This is a genomic window from Pseudomonas sp. Soil_N_39 (assembly GCF_057655955.1).
In genome coordinates, this window is sequence record NZ_JBDGLI010000010.1 from 40,180 (window position 1) to 57,512 (window position 17,333).

The window sequence follows — 17,333 nt, forward strand, 5'->3', positions numbered from 1 at the left end:
GCGGCTGGTTTACCGCTATCGCGAGCAAGCTCGCTCCCATAGGTAGTTCAGTGACTCAACGCTCCGGAAACTCAGACAAATAACAAACCGGTGAACTCGCGTCCGCCCGTTTCTCCACCTCATCCTCCAACCACTGCGCCAACACCACCGCATTATTTTCAACCGTCGACTTGGCCGCATACACCAACGTCAGCGTCCCATTGCGCGCAATATCCACCAGCTTCCACCAATGCTCCGGCCGTCCCGCCAGCTCTCGCCGGTACGCCCCACTGAACTCGGCAAACGAAACCGTCCCCGCCTTGAACGCCTTGCGCAACTCATGAGAAGGCCCGACCTCCGGCAGCCACTCCGTAATCGCCAGCGCATCCTTGCGGCAATTGCGCGGCCACAAGCGGTCCACCAGAACCCGTACGCCATCCTCGGCGCTCGCTGTTTCATAGGCGCGTTTGCACTGGATCATCGAAGCCTGCCTGTCGAAGTGAGACCGCCTGAGCATAGGTCGCCCACGACGAGGCGACCAGGATTCATCCGCCGCACTTCACTCACCCATCGTAAAAAAAAATTCATCGGATCCCTTCAATCAAAAGCCCTAGGCGCTCAAGCAAAAGCGCGCTGCGTAAGTCGCAGAGATGATGGCGCGGAGCACTGTGGGATTTTCGAGCCGCAATCCGTCCGGATGCGCTTTTCCATTTGATTTGTCGACAGCGAACCGCCTGGTCGTCATGGCACGGCCCGCCGTATTAAGGATGAGTGAACAAAAATGAATAGAGTTTACCGAGTCGTCTGGAATGCCGTGATGGGCGCGTGGCAGGTGGCATCCGAGTTGGTCAAAAGCCAAGGCAAAGACAAAAGCCGTCAATCCCTCAGCCTCGTCATCGGCGTGGGCAGTGGCGTCTTCGCCTCGGTCGCCGCGGCGGGAGGGTTGCCTTCCGGCGGCAATATCGTGGCGGGTAACGGCAGCGTTCATCAGAACGGCAACAACATGGCCATTCATCAGGGCAGCGATAAGCTCGCCATTGACTGGCAGAGCTTTTCCATCGGCAAAGGCAACACCGTCCAGTTCTTCCAGCCTGGCGCGGCGTCCGTCGCGTTGAACCGTGTGTTGGGCTCGGATGTGTCGGTGATCCAGGGTGCACTGAAAGCCAACGGCAAAGTGTTCCTGGTCAACCCCAACGGCGTGCTGTTTACCCCCAGCGCGCAGGTTGATGTCGGCGGTCTGGTGGCCTCCACGCTCAACCTATCCACAGAAGATTTCCTCGCCGGCAACTACCGTTTCAGTGGCGACAGCGCCGCCTCGGTGGTCAACCAGGGCAACATCAATGCCGCACAGGGCGGCACCATTGCCCTGATCGCGGCAAAAATCGTCAACGAAGGCAACATCACCGCGCACAAGGGCAATGTGCTGCTGGGCGCCGGTCGTGTCGTGACGCTCGACTTGGGCGGGCCGGTGCAGCTGGAAGTCAAAGAAGGCGCGCTCCAAGCGTTGATCGAAAACGGCGGCGCCATTCGTGCCGACGCCGGCAGAATCCTGCTGACCGCTCGTGCCGCGGAAACCCTGGCGAGTACCGTCATCAACAACACCGGTTTGATCGAAGCCCGTTCCCTGGATATCGGTGAAAACGGCCTGGTCACGTTGATGGGCGACCAGGGCGGTGTGCAAGTTGCTGGGCGTATCGATGTGTCCTCCGATACCGGCAAGGGCGGCAAGATCGTCGTGACCGGGGATCGTGTGGCGATCAAGGGCGGCGCTGAGCTCGACGCCACCGGGGCCAAGGGCGGCGGTGAGATTTATGTGGGCGGGAGCTGGCAAGGCAAGGATCCTGCGATCAAACAGGCCAGCCAGACCACCATTGCCGCTGGTGCCGTGCTCGATGCGTCGGCGACCGACAACGGCAAGGGCGGCACCGTGGTGGCCTGGTCCGACGTCAAGAAGCCGGGCAGCGTGACCCGCGTGGACGGCACGCTGAAAGCCACCGGCGGTGCCAAGGGCGGCGACGGCGGCAAGATCGAGACCAGCGGCGCCAAGCTGGCGGTGAGCAAAGCCGCCGATGCTTCAGCCAAAAACGGCAAGGGCGGCTTGTGGTTGCTCGATCCGGACAGCGTCACGGTGGGGCCGGGTAACGGAGGGTTGACGGGCGGCACCAATGGCACAGACGCCACGGTTGGCTTCAACGCAATCGATACGGCCCTGGCCGGCGGCACCGATGTGGCGATCAAGGCCGACAACAGCATCCACTGGAACGGCGACTACACCCCGACGAGCATCAGCGGCGAGCGGACGCTGACCTTGCAGTCCGGACACAACGACGTTGGAACGGGCCGCTACGTCTTCGGCAATATTTTCCTCAACGGTGACATCGACGCCAGTGGCGCGGGCAACGGCAACAGCCTGGCGTTGATCTTCAACGGCAAGATGGCGCTGAACACCGACGTCAGTTTGAAGAGCAACGGTGGCAACGTCGTGTTTGCCGGCGTGGTGGATTCCGATGCGGTGGCCAACAATCGCCAACTGCGCGTCGACGCCGGTTCGGGCTCGATCATCTTCAGCGACATGGTCGGCGGTAACAGTGCGCTGGGTGCTCTGTACGCGACCACCAGCGGCGCCGGCAAGACGTTTATCAACGGCGCGAAAGTCTTCACCAGCGGCGAGCAGGTCTACACCGGTGCCGTTGAACTGGGCACTTCGCAGTTCTTGAACGCCGACTTCGAAAACGGCCTGGTCGGATGGAAGACGTCCATCGCCCAGTTCTTCACCGGCGTCACCGTGGTGGAGGGCGTGGTGTCGCCGGATGACCCGACGTTGCCGACAACTTCGCCAACCAATGGCAATGCGCCGAGCGTTTCGCCTGGCGACCAAGGCGACATGAACTACAAACCCCTCACCCCGGTCGCCGCTGCTGGCCAGGGCAAAGACGGCGGCGCTGCGCTGCTGCTGGGTACCGAGAACAACTCCAACTGCCTCAACGCACCCGCCGGCTGCATCATGCGCGGCCCTTCGGTGGTGAGTGAGGGCACGGTCTCCCTGGCGGCGGGGGAATCGGTCAGTTTCGATTACAAACCGGTCGCGGGCGGCGATACCTACGATGTCTTCGGCTATCTGTTGAACGTCAACACCGGCGAATACCAAATCATCCTGAACGAAACGGGTAACGGTACCGGCGCGGTGAATTGGCAAACCCATACGGCAACGGCTGATAGGGCCGGCACGTACAAGTTCGTGTTCGTCTCGGGCAGTTTCGACCAGACCGCGGGCAAGCAGGTCGGTGGCTCGCTGTACGTCGACAACATCAAGACCAACACCTCGGGCAGCAAGGGCCTGCAAGGCAGTTCCATCACCTTCAACGGCAGCCTCAACAGTACCGACAACAACCTGGCCATCAAGGCCGACGACATCAACTTCAACGGCGGCGCCGGCAGCGTCACCGGCAACGGTTCAATTGCCCTCGAGACCAACACCCCGAGCAAAAACATTGCCGTGGGCGGCAGCACCGGCGATGCCCCTGGTTCGTTGGAACTGACCGGCACCGACATCAACGCCTTGGGCGATGGGTTTACCTCGGTCAAGATTGGCGGCACGGACATGACCGGTGATATCAGCATCATCGAAGCGACCCGGATCAACGACAACCTTATCCTCGATGCCGGTACCGGCAACATCCACATCAATGACCAACTGACCGTGGCGGACGCACCGGGCACCGGTAACGATGACAACAAACCGGCGCCGGTCCTGGCGTTGCAAAGCAATGGCGGCAAGATCGACCAGACCGCCGGCGGTGCCATTGTCGCCGATGGCCTGGTGCTGCTGGGGGATGGCGCCGTTCATGACCTCGACGACGCGGCCAACGACGTCAACACGATCGCCAGCGACACCGGCACGGTCAGCTTTGCCGATGTCGATGACCTGACCGTCGGCGTGGTGACCATTCCCGATAGCCAGACCCCGGCAAACCCCCAAGGCGTGCCGGTCGCCGGCATGACCCAGACCGGCGACCTGAACCTGGTCGCGGATAAACTCACGGTCGGCCAGGCCTTGCTCACCCAAGGCGATACCAGCCTGAGCGCCGACGAAATCGATCTCGCCGCGAGCGTTGCCGGTGGCGGCAGTCTCACCCTGAAACAGAAGACCGATGGCCTGGATATTCACCTGGGCGGCAGCGATGACCCGGAAGTGACTGGGCCTAACGATCCGTTGGTGCTGTCCGACGCTGACCTGGCCAATATCCAGGATGGCTTCGACAAGGTCACCATCGGCAACGACAAGACGCGCAACATCACCGTCGACGATGAAGGCGCGACGTTCAAGGACGATCTGGCCTTGATCGCCAACGGCGTCCTGGACCTGCTGGGCGATCTTGCGCTCAAGGATCCTGAGGGCACCGACGAAGACGGCGCGACCGGCAAGGGCCTGACCCTGAGCGTCGACGCGGGCAAAGGTGCGACCCAGGCAACGGGCGCGACCATCACCGCAGACGAGCTGGCCCTGCGCGGTGAAGGTGATTTCAATCTGGGCAACGGTGGGCATGACGTAGGCGTCATCGCTGCTGATGTCGGCAGCCTGAAATTCACCGGCAACGGCAACCTGACGGTGGGCGTCGTGGACGGCACCGTGGGGATTACGTCCGATGAGGCGGTCACCCTGAAAACCGATCACGACCTGACGTTGGCAAAAGGCATCACCATCGAAAATGGCCCACGCGATGACGTCAGTCAGGGGCAAACCCGTGCCGACGACATCATCACTCTGGAGGTGGCGGGCAAAACCACTCAGTCCGGCGACGCCGGCGCCAAGCTCGATGCCAGCGGCCTGGTGCTGCTGGGCGGCAATTATGCGCTGGGCAACACCGGCAACGTGATTGGCGATATCGCCAGCGAGGCGGGCAAAGTCCAGTTCAACAACAGTGGGGACCTCAAGGTGGGCTCGCTGACCGCGACCCATGCCGACGGCACCCAGACAACCATCACCGGCGTGAACAACACCGGCGATGTGAGCATCGGCACCCAAGGCAATCTGGCGATCAACGAAGGGCTGGCGACCAGCGGCAACGTGTTCCTCAATGTTGATGGCAAGACCACCCAAAATGCCAAGGGCAACATCATTGCTGACGGTTTGGCCCTCAATGGCGGCGATTTCGAGTTGCGCAACAACGGCAACGTGGTCGGCGACATTGCCAGCGAGGCGGGCAAGGTTGCGTTCAACAACACTGGCAACCTGAAGGTCGGCACGCTGACTGAAACCGATGGCGACGGCAACGTGGTCAAGACCACCACCGGCGTGAACAATACCGGCGACGTGAGCATTGGCACCGTCGGGGATCTGGCGATCAACGAAGGGCTGGCTACCAGCGGCAACGTGTTCCTCAACGTTGATGGCAAGACCACTCAGGACGGCAACGGAAACATCACCGCCGACGGCCTGGCCCTCAACGGCGGCGACTTCGAGTTGCGCAACAACGGCAACGTGGTGGGTGACATCGCCAGCGAGGCGGGCAAGGTCGCGTTCAACAACACCGGCAACCTGAAGGTCGGCACGCTGACTGAAACCGATGGCAACGGCAACGTGGTCAAGACCACCACCGGTGTGAACAACACCGGCGACGTCAGCATTGGCACCGTCGGGGATCTGGCGATCAACGAAGGGCTGGCCACCAGCGGCAACGTGTTCCTCAACGTCGACGGCAAGACCACCCAAAATGCCAAGGGCAACATCACCGCTGACGGTTTGGCCCTCAACGGCGGCGACTTCGAGTTGCGCAACAAAGGCAACGTGGTGGGCGACATCGCCAGCGAGGCAGGCAAGGTTGCGTTCAACAACACCGGTAATCTGAAGGTCGGCACGCTGACTGAAACCGATGGCGACGGCAACCTGATCAAGACCACCACCGGCGTGAACAACACCGGCGACGTCAGCATCGGCACCGAGGGCAACCTGGCGATCAACGAAGGGCTGGCAACCAGCGGCAACGTCTTCCTCAACGTCGATGGCAAGACCACCCAGGACAGCAACGGCAACATCACCGCCGATGGCTTGGCCCTCAACGGCGGCGACTTCGAGTTGCGCAACAACGGCAACGTGGTCGGCGATATTGCCAGTGAGGCGGGCAAGGTTGCGTTCAACAACACCGGCAACCTCAAGGTCGGCACGCTGACCGAAACCGATGGCAACGGTAACGTGGTCAAGACCACCACCGGCGTGAACAACACCGGCGACGTGAGCATTGGCACCGTCGGGGATCTGGCGATCAACGAAGGGCTGGCCACCAGCGGCAACGTGTTCCTCAATGTCGACGGCAAGACCACCCAAAATGCCAAGGGCAACATCACGGCTGACGGTTTGGCCCTCAACGGCGGCGACTTCGAGTTGCGCAACAAAGGCAACGTGGTGGGCGACATCGCCAGCGAGGCGGGCAAGGTTGCGTTCAACAACACCGGTAATCTGAAGGTCGGCACGCTGACTGAAACCGATGGCAACGGCAACCTGGTCAAGACCACCACCGGCGTGAACAACACCGGCGACGTGAGCATTGGCACCGTCGGGGATCTGGCGATCAACGAAGGGCTGGCCACCAGCGGCAACGTGTTCCTCAACGTTGATGGCAAGACCAGCCAAAACGCCAAAGGCAACATCACCGCTGACGGTTTGGCCCTCAACGGTGGCGACTTCGAGTTGCGCAACAATGGCAACGTGGTGGGTGATATCGCCAGCAAGGCGGGCAAGGTTGCGTTCAACAACACTGGCAACCTGAAGGTCGGCAGGCTGACCGAAACCGATGGCAACGGTAACCTGGTCAAGACCACCACCGGCGTGAACAACACCGGCGACGTCAGCATCGGAACCCAAGGCAACCTGGCGATCAACGAAGCCCTGGGCACCAGCGGCAACGTGTTCCTTAACGTCGATGGCAAGACCACCCAGAACGCGAAGGGCAATATCACCGCCGACGGCCTGGCCCTCAACGGTGGCGACTTCGAGTTGCGCAACAACGGCAACGTGGTGGGTGATATCGCCAGCAAGGCGGGCAAGGTCGCGTTCAACAACACCGGCAACCTCAAGGTCGGCACGCTGACTGAAACCGATGGCAACGGCAACCTGATCAAGACCACCACCGGTGTGAACAACACTGGCGATGTGAGCATCGGCACCCAAGGCAACCTGGCGATCAACGAAGCGCTGGCCACCAGTGGCAACGTGTTCCTCAACATCGATGGCAAGACCACTCAAAACGCCAAGGGCGCTATCACCGCCGATGGCCTGGCGCTCAAGGGCGGTAATTTCGACCTGCGCAACGCCAGCAACTGGGTCGGCGATATCGCCAGCCGCGCGAAGGATGTCAGCTTCGTCAACCGCAGTGACGTCACCGTCGGCAGGCTGACCGAGACGGCACTGGACGGCACCCAGCTGGATCAGATCGTCGGCATTGGCAACACCGGCAAAGTCCAAGTGGTGACGACCACCGGTAACATCACCCTGGCCGAGAACGTCAGCACCACCAGCAACGCCTCCGATGCGATCGTGCTCAACGCCGGTCAATCCGCTTCGGCGGGCGTGGCTGCGGGCGGCGACGTGAAGGCTGGCGCGGGCGTGACGGTGTCCACCGGCGCCGGCGGCCGGGCGGTGATCTACACCGGTAGCCTCGCTGGCAGCACCCGCGTGGTGGATGTGGTCGGCAGTGGCAGCGGCAATTTCCGCTACAACAGTGACGAGCAGCAGAGCAATTTCGGCAGGGCATTGGGCAGCACCGGCGTTCATGCTGTGTACCGCGAGCAACCCGTCCTGGTGGTGTCCACGAACGGTTCGACCACCCAGACCAAGCCATTCGATGGCCAAACCACGTTCAACGGTGGCGGTATAGCCGGTTATGACGCCAATGGTCTGTGGAACGGCGACACCAAGCAGATGCTCGGCAACCCACTGTACTCGGTTGGGACGCAAGGCCCGGGCTCGCACCTGATCAACATCGGCGGGCTGGCTGACCTGGGTTACCTGATCGTGAGCAACCCGGCCAACGCCAACCTGACCGTGACGCCGTCCGTTGATTACGACGCCGTCCGGCAGAGCGTCGCCGATGCAACCCGCGTCGGCGCGCAGGTGACTTCGCCGCATGCGCCGGAGCTCAACCCGGCCCAGCCGAAACCGGCTGACTGGTCTGACTACGGGGTCGACGACGGTGGTTTGTTGCTGGTGGACCAGGGCGGTAATCGTGCGAACGGCGCTGGCAATGGCGACGGCGATTCGGCTGCCCAGGCCGAGAGCGCCGACAGCGAGCGGGAACTGGCCGGGAACGTCTGCGCCGATGGCGGTGTATCGGGTGGAAGCGCCTGTGCGGCCTACCCGCCGCAGACCGTATTCGTGGTGCGCGGTGGTGTGCGCTTGCCGAGTCTGGCCATGCGTCCCTGATCCCTGACATCCACCTTTTCATTTGAAGGAGCCCCTTGGCCGCGTCCCCGGACGCGGTCATGGGCTCAGGCAACCCGCATTATTCGAGACTTATCCAATGCATAACAAACTGATGTCCTGCGCCGCTGGTCTGGCGTTGTTGTCCACCTCCCAGGCCTGGGCGGCGACCCTGCCGACACGCCCGATCCCCGACGCCGGCCGTATCTTGCAGGAACTGCCGATTCCTCAGCAGGAGCTGCCGCAAAGCATTCGCCTGGATGTAGAGGCACCGCAACCGGCCCAGGAAAAAGTCGGCGGCGCCAAAGTCCAGCTCAACGCCGTCCGGTTCACCGACAACACCCGCATCGACGAGGCCAGCCTGCAACGCGTCGTCGCCCCGGCCATCGGTCAGGCCCTTGACCTGGATGAGCTGCGGGAAGTGGCCCGGCAGGTCACGCTTTACTACCGCGAGCAAGGCTACCCGTTTGCCCGTGCCTACTTGCCGGCCCAGCGCATGGCCAACGGCGAGCTGACCATTGCGGTCATTGAAGGCCGTTATGGGAAAGTCACCGCTGCCACCGACGATGCGAAACTGGCTGCGCAGGCGCAGCCCTTCCTGGACGACTTGAAGCCGGGCGAGGTGATCGAGCGTGACCGGCTGGAGCGCAGCATATTGGTACTGTCTGACTTGCCGGGCGTGGCTGTTCGCCCGGTTATCCGGCCGGGTGAGGCGCTCGGTACGGGCGATCTTGATGCCAAAGTGAGCAAAACCGAGGCCTTTGAGGGCAAGGCCACGCTGGACAACCATGGCAACCGCTATTCGGGGCGCAACCGCCTGACGGTACAAGGTGACTGGAACAGCCCGTTAATGCTGGGCGACAGGCTCAGCGCCGCGGTGATGGCGACCGATGAGGAACTGTATTTCGGTAGCCTCGGCTACTCGATGCCATTGGGCACGTCTGGCCTGCGCGGCAACGTGGGTTACGCCCAAAGCGCTTATGACCTGGGCGCCGAATTCGCCGACCTGGGGGCAACCGGCACCGCCGAGGTCAGCAGCATCGGCCTGAGTTATCCGCTCCTGCGCAGCAACCAGGCGAACGTCATGTTGGCCGGGCAATACCAACACAAGGACCTTGAGGATAAGTACGAAGTGCTTGGCCTCAGCTTTGAAAAAAGCAGCAACACGCTGCCCATCAGTTTGCAATTCGATGTGAGAGACACCTTGTTCGGCGGCGGCATCACCTACGGCGGCGCGACGCTGACCTACGGTGACCTGAAGCTGGATTCGGCCCTGCGCGAGGGCGATCGCCAGACTGCCCAGACCGAGGGCCAGTTCAGCAAAGTGAACGTCGACCTTGCCCGTCTGCAAGCGCTGCCCGCCAACTTCACGCTCTTCGCCCGCGTCCTCGGCCAATGGAGCAATGACAACCTGGACTCTTCCGAAGATTTCAGCCTCGGCGGCATTGATGGCGTGCGCGCTTATCCCCAAAGCGAAGCCTCGGGCGACGAAGGCATGCTGACCCAGATCGAACTTCGCTACCCGATCGACAAACTCACGCCTTACCTGTTCTGGGATGCCGGTAAAGTGCGCATCAACCACAACGAGTGGGCCGATGAGGAAAATACCCGCAGCATCTCCGGCGGCGGTGTGGGGTTACGTGCTCAATACGGCCAGATTTCGTTCGATGCAACGGTCGCGTGGCGCCACTCCGGCGGTGAAGCGCAGAGCGATACCCGCCAGGAAAACCCTCAATTGCTCGCTCAGATCGGTTACCAGTTCTAACTGCTTCAAGGCCAGCTGACGGTTGTAATGCTGTACACAAAACCCGTGGCGAGGGAGCTTGCTCCCGCTGGGCTGCGCAGCAGCCCTAAAGCAGCGAACTCAATCTTCCTGGCACACCGAGCTGCCTGGTTTTGGGGCCGCTTCGCAGCCCAGCGGGAGCAAGCTCCCTCGCCACGGTTAAGTGAACGGCTTTAACCACTTTGGCCATCCGCTATCAAATGGGCTCGCCTGGGCTTTTCCAGGCACGGCCACCTCTTGTCCAATATCCCTCGCCATACGCCGCTGCGCCCCGCCGATAACATCCCGCCACTGTGGACGCCACAGGCGGAACGACCGTTTATCGCCCATTAAAAATTTGATAGCTTCAGTTCTCGCTCTACCTGCCGCTATATCGACTTGTTGCCGGCCCGATATGTGATTCCTTGCCTGGCAATTTCGCGACAGTGACCTGGCTAAACACAACAAGAGACCTGGCGAATGGACAACGGACGATACGAAAGGCAAGCAGCGACGGCGGGGGGCGTGGCGGCGTCCGAGCTGTTGCCGCATATTCTGCTGATCGACGATGTCCCCGAAGACATCCGCGCCACGCTCGTTCTGTTGAAATCACAGCCCTGGCGCATTTCCCTGGCCAGCGACGCCTATCAAGGCTATCAACGCGCACTGGCCCTGCGCCCGGACCTCATCGTCCTGGATGTGCACATGCCGCAAATGGACGGTTTCAGCCTCTGCCGGCTATTGCGCGAGGCGCCGGCCACCCGGCATGTCCCGATCCTGTTCCTGTCGTCGGCCAATACTTCCTTGGAGCGCCTGGAAGGGCTGACCGTGGGCGCGGTGGACTACATTCCCAAATCCTGCGCCCCCGAAGAAGTGCTGGCGCGTATCAAGATCCACCTGCAATTGACCTGGCGCGCGCCACCGACCGTCCATGAAAGCCCGGCCGATCCGGAGCCCCAAGGCGATGAGATCGTGCTGCGCGCGGCGATGCGACTGATCGAAAACCAGCTGGACGACATGCCGTCCCTGGGCATGCTCGCGCAAAAAGTCGGCACCCATGAAAAACGCCTCACCGCCATTTTTCGCGAACACCTGGGGATGACCGTGTTCGCCTACATTCGCGACGCCCGTTTGCGGCGTGGCCAGGATTTGCTCTGTGAAAGCGCCATGAGCGTGCAGGACGTCGCCGAACTGGTGGGCTTTCGCAACGCCTGCAATTTCACCACGGCCTTTCGACAGCGCATCGGCATGACACCCAGTCAGTTTCGCCAGCAGACCCTGGGCATCGCTGAAACCGAGTCGGCCGGGCGCGCCTGATGCGGCTCCTACCGTTTTTATTGCTGACGATAGCGTTGTTATCCACAGGCTCGCTGCACGCCGCGCCTGTGGATATCTGCCGGGCTGACCACCAGGACTTGATGCCCGCGATGCAAGTTTTCGAAGACACCCAGGCCAGCCTGAGCCTGGAAGACGTCGCCCAACTGCCCGACACGCATTTCAACCCCGCCACCTCAAGCTGGCCGACCCAGGGCTACAGCCGATCCGCCTTCTGGTTGAAAGTGCCGCTCACCAACTCAAGTGCTGTGGCGTGTTCACGCCTGCTGGTGATCGGGGCGCCGCGCCTGGAAGACATCCGCGTCTACCAACCGGGGCATGACGCCCACGCCGGAGCCGCCTATCCCTTGGCCGAATGGCCCCAACCGGCGGCACGTCAGCCGGCCTTCCCGGTCTCGCTGGCGGCAGGGGAGAGCGTTACGGTGTTCGTCCGCGTGGCGAGCAATTTCCAGATGTTGCTGGAACCGGAACTGTGGTCCGAGCCGGTGCTGCTGCGCAGTCAGCAACAGACTTACCTGAGCGACGGACTGACCCTCGGCATTGTCCTGCTGGTCGTCCCGTTCGGCTTCATCGTCGGCCGGATCCTGCGCTCCCGACTGCTCACGGTGAACGCGGGCGCGGTCCTCAGCTACATCCTGCTGACCTGCATCATCAACGGCTACTTGATCTACTGGCCCAGCGCGCTGGGCTGGACGCGCGAGCTGCTGGTCTGTTCCAGCGCGATCTCGTTCGTGCTGTTCCTGGCCTACTTCCGCGTGCTGTTGCAGGTTTCCCGGCTGCCCCAAGTCATCGGCTGGAGCTATTGGGTGCCGCTGTTGGGCTGTGTCTTCGGCCGACTCTGGTGGCTCAAGGTCGATCCGGTCCAGGGCGCGCAGATCGTCCAACTGTCCCTGTTCAGTTTTTATGGCGCGCTGTTCGCCACGCTATTCATGGCTTGGCGCAGAAGGCTCACTTACCACTGGATGGCGTGGCTGGTGCCGGCGCTATTGGTTGGGCAATTGCTGATGCGGATTTTCTTCCCGCAAGAACAACTGCCCTGGCAGTCGCCGCAAAGCAGAAACAACCTATCGTCGACCTTGCCGGGCGTGGTGTTGCTGGTGTGCACATTGATCATGGAAGTCGCCCGCAGCCGCAACCGTGAAAAAAACGCCCTGTCCACCCTCGAACAACAACGCCAGGCCGAGCACGAGCGCCTGGAAAGCACCGTGGCGCTGCGCACGGTGCAATTGCGCGAATCCCTGGCGGCCCGCAGTGCGTTGATGGCACGGATCAGTCACGACCTGCGCTCGCCGCTGGTGCGCATCATCGACTACGCGCGCCTGTTGCACGCCGGGCCCAACCGCGATTATCAAGCGACCATCGAGCGCAACGCCCGCCAGCAACTGGAGCTGATCGACGAAATGCTCGAGTTCTCCCGTGGCGAGCTGGAGCAGATGCAACTGACCCTCGCGCCGGGCTACCTGTACGGTTTTCTCAAAGAGATCGCAGACGAGGCGGGCTTTCTCGCCGCGCGCCAGGGCAATACGTTCGAGGCGGTTCTTGCCGATGACCTGCCGCCACTGGTCGAGGCCGATTTCAAACGCCTTCGGCAGGTCCTCATGAACCTTTTGGCGAACGCGGCGAAATTCACCCGCCACGGCCAGATCAGTTTCGAAGTGAGCGCCTGTCCCGGGGCGACGGCTGACAGCGTGGAACTGCGTTTCAGCGTGATCGACACCGGCATCGGCATCGACCCGCAAGAGTTCGAACAACTGCTGCAACCGTTCCGCCGCGGCCGCAATGCCCAACGCTATGAAGGCAGCGGGCTGGGTTTGTCCATCGTCACGCAACTGCTGGAGCGCATGGACAGCCGACTCGAACCCCAAGCCACGGAGCAGGGCAGCCACTTCAGTTTTCGCCTGCAACTGAAATACGCCGAGGAGCACGACCTCGAAATCGGCATCGTCGACAACAACGTCACGCCGCTCAACGGCCAGGGCAAACACGTTCTGTTGGTGGACGACATCGAGCAAAACAGTGAATGGCTCTATGACCTGCTGGCCGGCTACGGTTTCGACGTGAGCATGGCGGCGAATGGTGAAGACGCCTTGGCCTGCCTGGCTGAACAATCGGTCGACCTGCTGATCAGCGACCAGATGATGCCCGGCATGGATGGCTGGGAACTGCTGCGCCACGTGCGCGAGCGTTGGGAGCATCTGCCCGTGATGCTTTACTCAGCGGTCCCGCCACGCAGGCCGGAGGGTTATCCGAAGGATCTCACCTTCGACGCAGTGCTGCTCAAGCCCGCCGACAGCCGCGAATTGCTGGCGTGCGTCAAGGCTCTGGCTTGCCCGGACACCACGCGTCGCGCATTGGCTCGGGAGTTCTAGCATGCAGGTTTTAGGTTACCGACTGCTCTTGCTCGGCAGCCTTTCGGCACTGCCTTGGGCGTCGGTCCAGGCCGAACAAGCGGCGCCCAGCGCCCTCACGCTCGACGCAACCACCGTCACCGCTCGGCGTCGCGAGGAAGACCCGCAAAACGTGCCGATCCCGATCAACGTCCTCTACGGCGATCAACTGGATGAGGCCGGCCTGCATCGGCTGCAAGACATCCAACAACGCGTGCCCGGCTTGATCGTTTCCGGCCACGACGCCCGCTACGCCGGCTTCGGCCTGCGCGGCTTCGGCGCCACCGCCTACAACGATGGCCTGGAAGGCAGCGTCGGCACCTACGTCGATGGCGTCTACCAGGCGCGCCAGGGCATGGCTTTCACCGAGTTGATGGACATCGAGCGCATCGAAGTGCTGCGCGGGCCGCAAGGCACCTTGTTCGGCAAGAACACCACCGCCGGCGCGCTGAACATCATCACCCGCCAGCCCACGTTCCAGCCCGAAGCCAACCTCGAAGCCAGCTACGGCGAACGCGGTTTGCGGGAATATCGCGGGACGATTTCCGGCCCGCTGCAAGATGACGTGCTCGCCGGGCGACTCAATGTCTTCGACAGCGCCACCGATGGCGCAGTGGAAAACCTGCACGACGGCGCCCGCCTCGGCGACGCCGACAGCCAAGGCCTGCGCGGCCAATTATTGTGGACGCCGAACACCGATTTCAGCGCCCGCCTCATCGCTGACTATGCCGAGCAAAACGAAGCCGGCAACGTGCTGCTGGTCAATCACTACAGCGAACAAACCCGCAAGCGCGCCAAATTTTTCGGCTATCCGCTGGCCGAGCCCGACCCCTACAAACGCGAGTCCCGCATAGACGCGCCGGGACATCCGCAAACCCTGCAGAACGGTGTCTCACTGGAATTGAATTGGGACCTGGACGAGGCCATGCGCTTCACCAGCATCACCGCCTACCGCGACTGGGACTACCGCGCCACTCGCGACACCGACAGTACCGCGCTGTCGGTGATCCAATCCGAAACCGAACTGGGCCACCGCCAGTTTAGCCAGGAATGGCGCCTGTCCGGCACGGCCGGTTCGTCCATCGACTATGTCGGCGGGCTCTACTACCTGCGCCAACAGCTCGACCGCAGGATCGACACCGAATTCGGCAAGGACGCCGCGCCCTGGTTCGTCGGCGATCAACTGGAGCAATTGAAAAAACTCTATGGCATCACCTTCACCGATCCAAGGCAGGTGCCGGCCATGCTGCTGGACGGCGCCCGGCAACGCTATGACGGCGAACAGAAGGGCGACAGCCGAGCCATTTTCGGCCAGCTTTCCTGGCGCCCGATTGACCCGCTGGAACTCACCGGCGGCCTGCGCTACAGCCAGGAGCGCAAGGACGCCTGGATCTCCCGTGACGCCAGCAACCTCGCCCCGCTGACCGGCTTGCCCCCGGTGTTCCAGGCCGGTGGGCAATTGCTGCGCGACATCGCCCTCGGTGGCGGTTACTACCGCGAGGATTCGATTAAAGAAAACAACGTCTCCAGCCTCCTCAGCGCCAGCTACCGCTTCAGCGATGCGGTGATGGGTTACGTCAGCTGGTCGCGGGGTTACAAGGCCGGCGGCATCAACTTCGATGTGGTCGGCCCGTTCACCGCACCCACCTTCGAGCCGGAGCGCGCCACGTCCCTGGAACTGGGCATGAAAACGCGCTTCTGGGACGAGCGCGCATTGCTCGACCTCGCCGTCTACCAGACCGACGTCGACAACTACCAAGCGCTCACCTACAGCCCGCCGACATCGCTGTTCGCACCACCGCTGCGGGACAACCTGATCAACGTCGGCAAAGTCCGCCTACGGGGCATCGAACTCGATTCCGCCTGGCAACTCACCCCCCGACTCACCGGACGCCTGGGCCTGGCCTGGAGCGATGCGCGCTACCGCAGCTTCCCCAACGCCCCGTGCCCACCGGCCTCGGGCCAGTGGACCTGCGACCTCAGCGGCGAGCGCCTCTACAACGCGCCGGAATGGAACCTCAGCAGCGGCCTCGACCATACCCACCCGCTGCCCTACGGCTTGGAAGCCTTCAGCGGCATCGACTACAGCTTCCGCACCGGCTACTCCGGCACCCTCGAAGGCGGTGAAGGCAGCTACCAACCCAGCTACGGCCTCACCAACCTGCGCCTGGGCCTGCGCAGCCAGGACCGCGCCTGGGAAGTGGAAGGCTGGGTGCGCAACGTCTTCGACCGTCAGTACATCACCGCCGTGTATTCACTGCTCGGCGCCGGCGACTACGGCGTCATGACCGGCAGCGAACGAACCGTCGGCACCACCGTCAGGCTTCGCTATTGAGGGAAATAAACCGCGTCGGACAAAACGCCAAACGATTCCCACCGGCCTTTTTCGACAGGTACATCGCCTGATCCGCTTTGCTGATCAACCCATCGACCTCATGCCCATGCTCAGGATAAAACGCCACCCCGATACTCGCGGCAATCTCCACCGTCTGCGCACCAATCAAAATCGGCGCATTCGCCGCCGCCAGCATCCGCTTGAGCAACGGCTCGCTGTCCTCCACCGCCTGCAACCCCACCAGCCCCGCGACAAACTCATCACCCCCCAGCCGCGCCAACGTATCGCCCTCACGCAACGTCGCATTGATCCGCGCCGCGACAATCTGCAACACCCGATCCCCCCAGTCATGGCCATAACTGTCGTTCAGCGCCTTGAACCCATCCAGGTCAATAAACGCGATCGCCACCTTCTGCTGATGAATACGCGCCTTGCCCAACGCCTGACGCATCCGCTCGGCCAACAACAACCGATTGGGCAACTGCGTAAGCGCGTCATACCGGGCATCACGCTCCAGCAACTGCAGCCGCTGCTTCATCTGCGTCATGTCGCCGAGCAGCGCCACATAGTGCTGAACATTGCCGTGCCGGTCATGCACCGCACTGACGCTGATCCGCGACGTCATCTCCCGACCATCCTTGTGGCTGCTTTGGATTTCGCCGGACCAATGCCCGTGAAAATCCAGCGCATTCTTCATCGGCGCATAAAACGCTGTGAGCCGACGGACCATGCGATGGGCGTTCAGCTCGCGGCCCTCTATCTCTTCCTGCCCGTAACCGGTGAGCCGGGTGAAGGCCTCGTTCACGGCGATGACCCGGCCGAAGGGGTCGACCAGGATGATGCCTTCGCGGGCGTGGCTGAATACGGTGGCGGCCAGTTCTGGGCAGACGGTATTGAGGCGACGGTCCAGCGTGGCTTCGTCACGGGTGGTCGGCCATGTATTGGAGTCGAAGCCTTGCTGCGCCAGGTAGCCGGCCAGGGAGGACAGCGCCTTGTGCAGGCGGGTCAGGGTATGTGTGGCGAGCTTGGAGTTGAGGCAATAGCTCCGGATGACGGTGCGTAGGTTCATGGGGGGTACACGGTGCTCGGTTGTAGCGGTAGGGGTGAGTGAGGAGGGCA

At 62.4% G+C, this 17,333-nt stretch carries 7 protein-coding genes; 5 read left to right on the plus strand and 2 right to left on the minus strand.

All coding sequences use genetic code 11. The features are described 5' to 3' along the window. Positions 1-55 precede the first annotated feature (55 nt). Positions 56-460 carry a DUF488 domain-containing protein gene (locus AC3A5O_RS16045; RefSeq protein ID WP_122568906.1) on the minus strand — a complete coding sequence of 135 codons (405 nt, stop codon included), beginning with the start codon at positions 458-460 and terminating at the stop codon, positions 56-58. A 300-nt stretch (positions 461-760) separates the two neighbouring features. On the opposite strand from AC3A5O_RS16045, the gene AC3A5O_RS16050 reads away from it, so the two are divergent. The 5 genes from AC3A5O_RS16050 (at position 761) to AC3A5O_RS16070 (ending at position 16,214) form a co-directional block, all read left to right on the plus strand. Then, on the plus strand, positions 761-8,398 hold the full coding sequence (locus tag AC3A5O_RS16050; protein WP_487753433.1) for a two-partner secretion domain-containing protein: 7,638 nt from the start codon (positions 761-763) through the stop codon (positions 8,396-8,398). A gap of 97 nt (positions 8,399-8,495) precedes the next feature. Next, positions 8,496-10,160, plus strand: a complete 1,665-nt coding sequence (locus AC3A5O_RS16055) for a ShlB/FhaC/HecB family hemolysin secretion/activation protein (protein WP_205929661.1) — start codon at positions 8,496-8,498, stop codon at positions 10,158-10,160. Between the two features lie 477 nt (positions 10,161-10,637). Then, a complete protein-coding gene (locus tag AC3A5O_RS16060; RefSeq protein ID WP_487753434.1) occupies positions 10,638-11,474 on the plus strand; it encodes a response regulator transcription factor in 837 nt (278 codons plus the stop codon). A 110-nt stretch (positions 11,475-11,584) separates the two neighbouring features. Continuing rightward, positions 11,585-13,861, plus strand: a complete 2,277-nt coding sequence (locus AC3A5O_RS16065) for a hybrid sensor histidine kinase/response regulator (protein WP_305482709.1) — start codon at positions 11,585-11,587, stop codon at positions 13,859-13,861. A 1-nt stretch (position 13,862) separates the two neighbouring features. Then, positions 13,863-16,214 carry a TonB-dependent receptor gene (locus AC3A5O_RS16070; RefSeq protein ID WP_487753435.1) on the plus strand — a complete coding sequence of 784 codons (2,352 nt, stop codon included), beginning with the start codon at positions 13,863-13,865 and terminating at the stop codon, positions 16,212-16,214. On the opposite strand, the gene AC3A5O_RS16075 is transcribed toward AC3A5O_RS16070, so the two are convergent. Further along, positions 16,198-17,283 carry a sensor domain-containing diguanylate cyclase gene (locus AC3A5O_RS16075; protein ID WP_122568833.1) on the minus strand — a complete coding sequence of 362 codons (1,086 nt, stop codon included), beginning with the start codon at positions 17,281-17,283 and terminating at the stop codon, positions 16,198-16,200. The two genes, AC3A5O_RS16070 and AC3A5O_RS16075, sit on opposite strands and share 17 nt — an antisense overlap. Positions 17,284-17,333 lie beyond the last annotated feature (50 nt).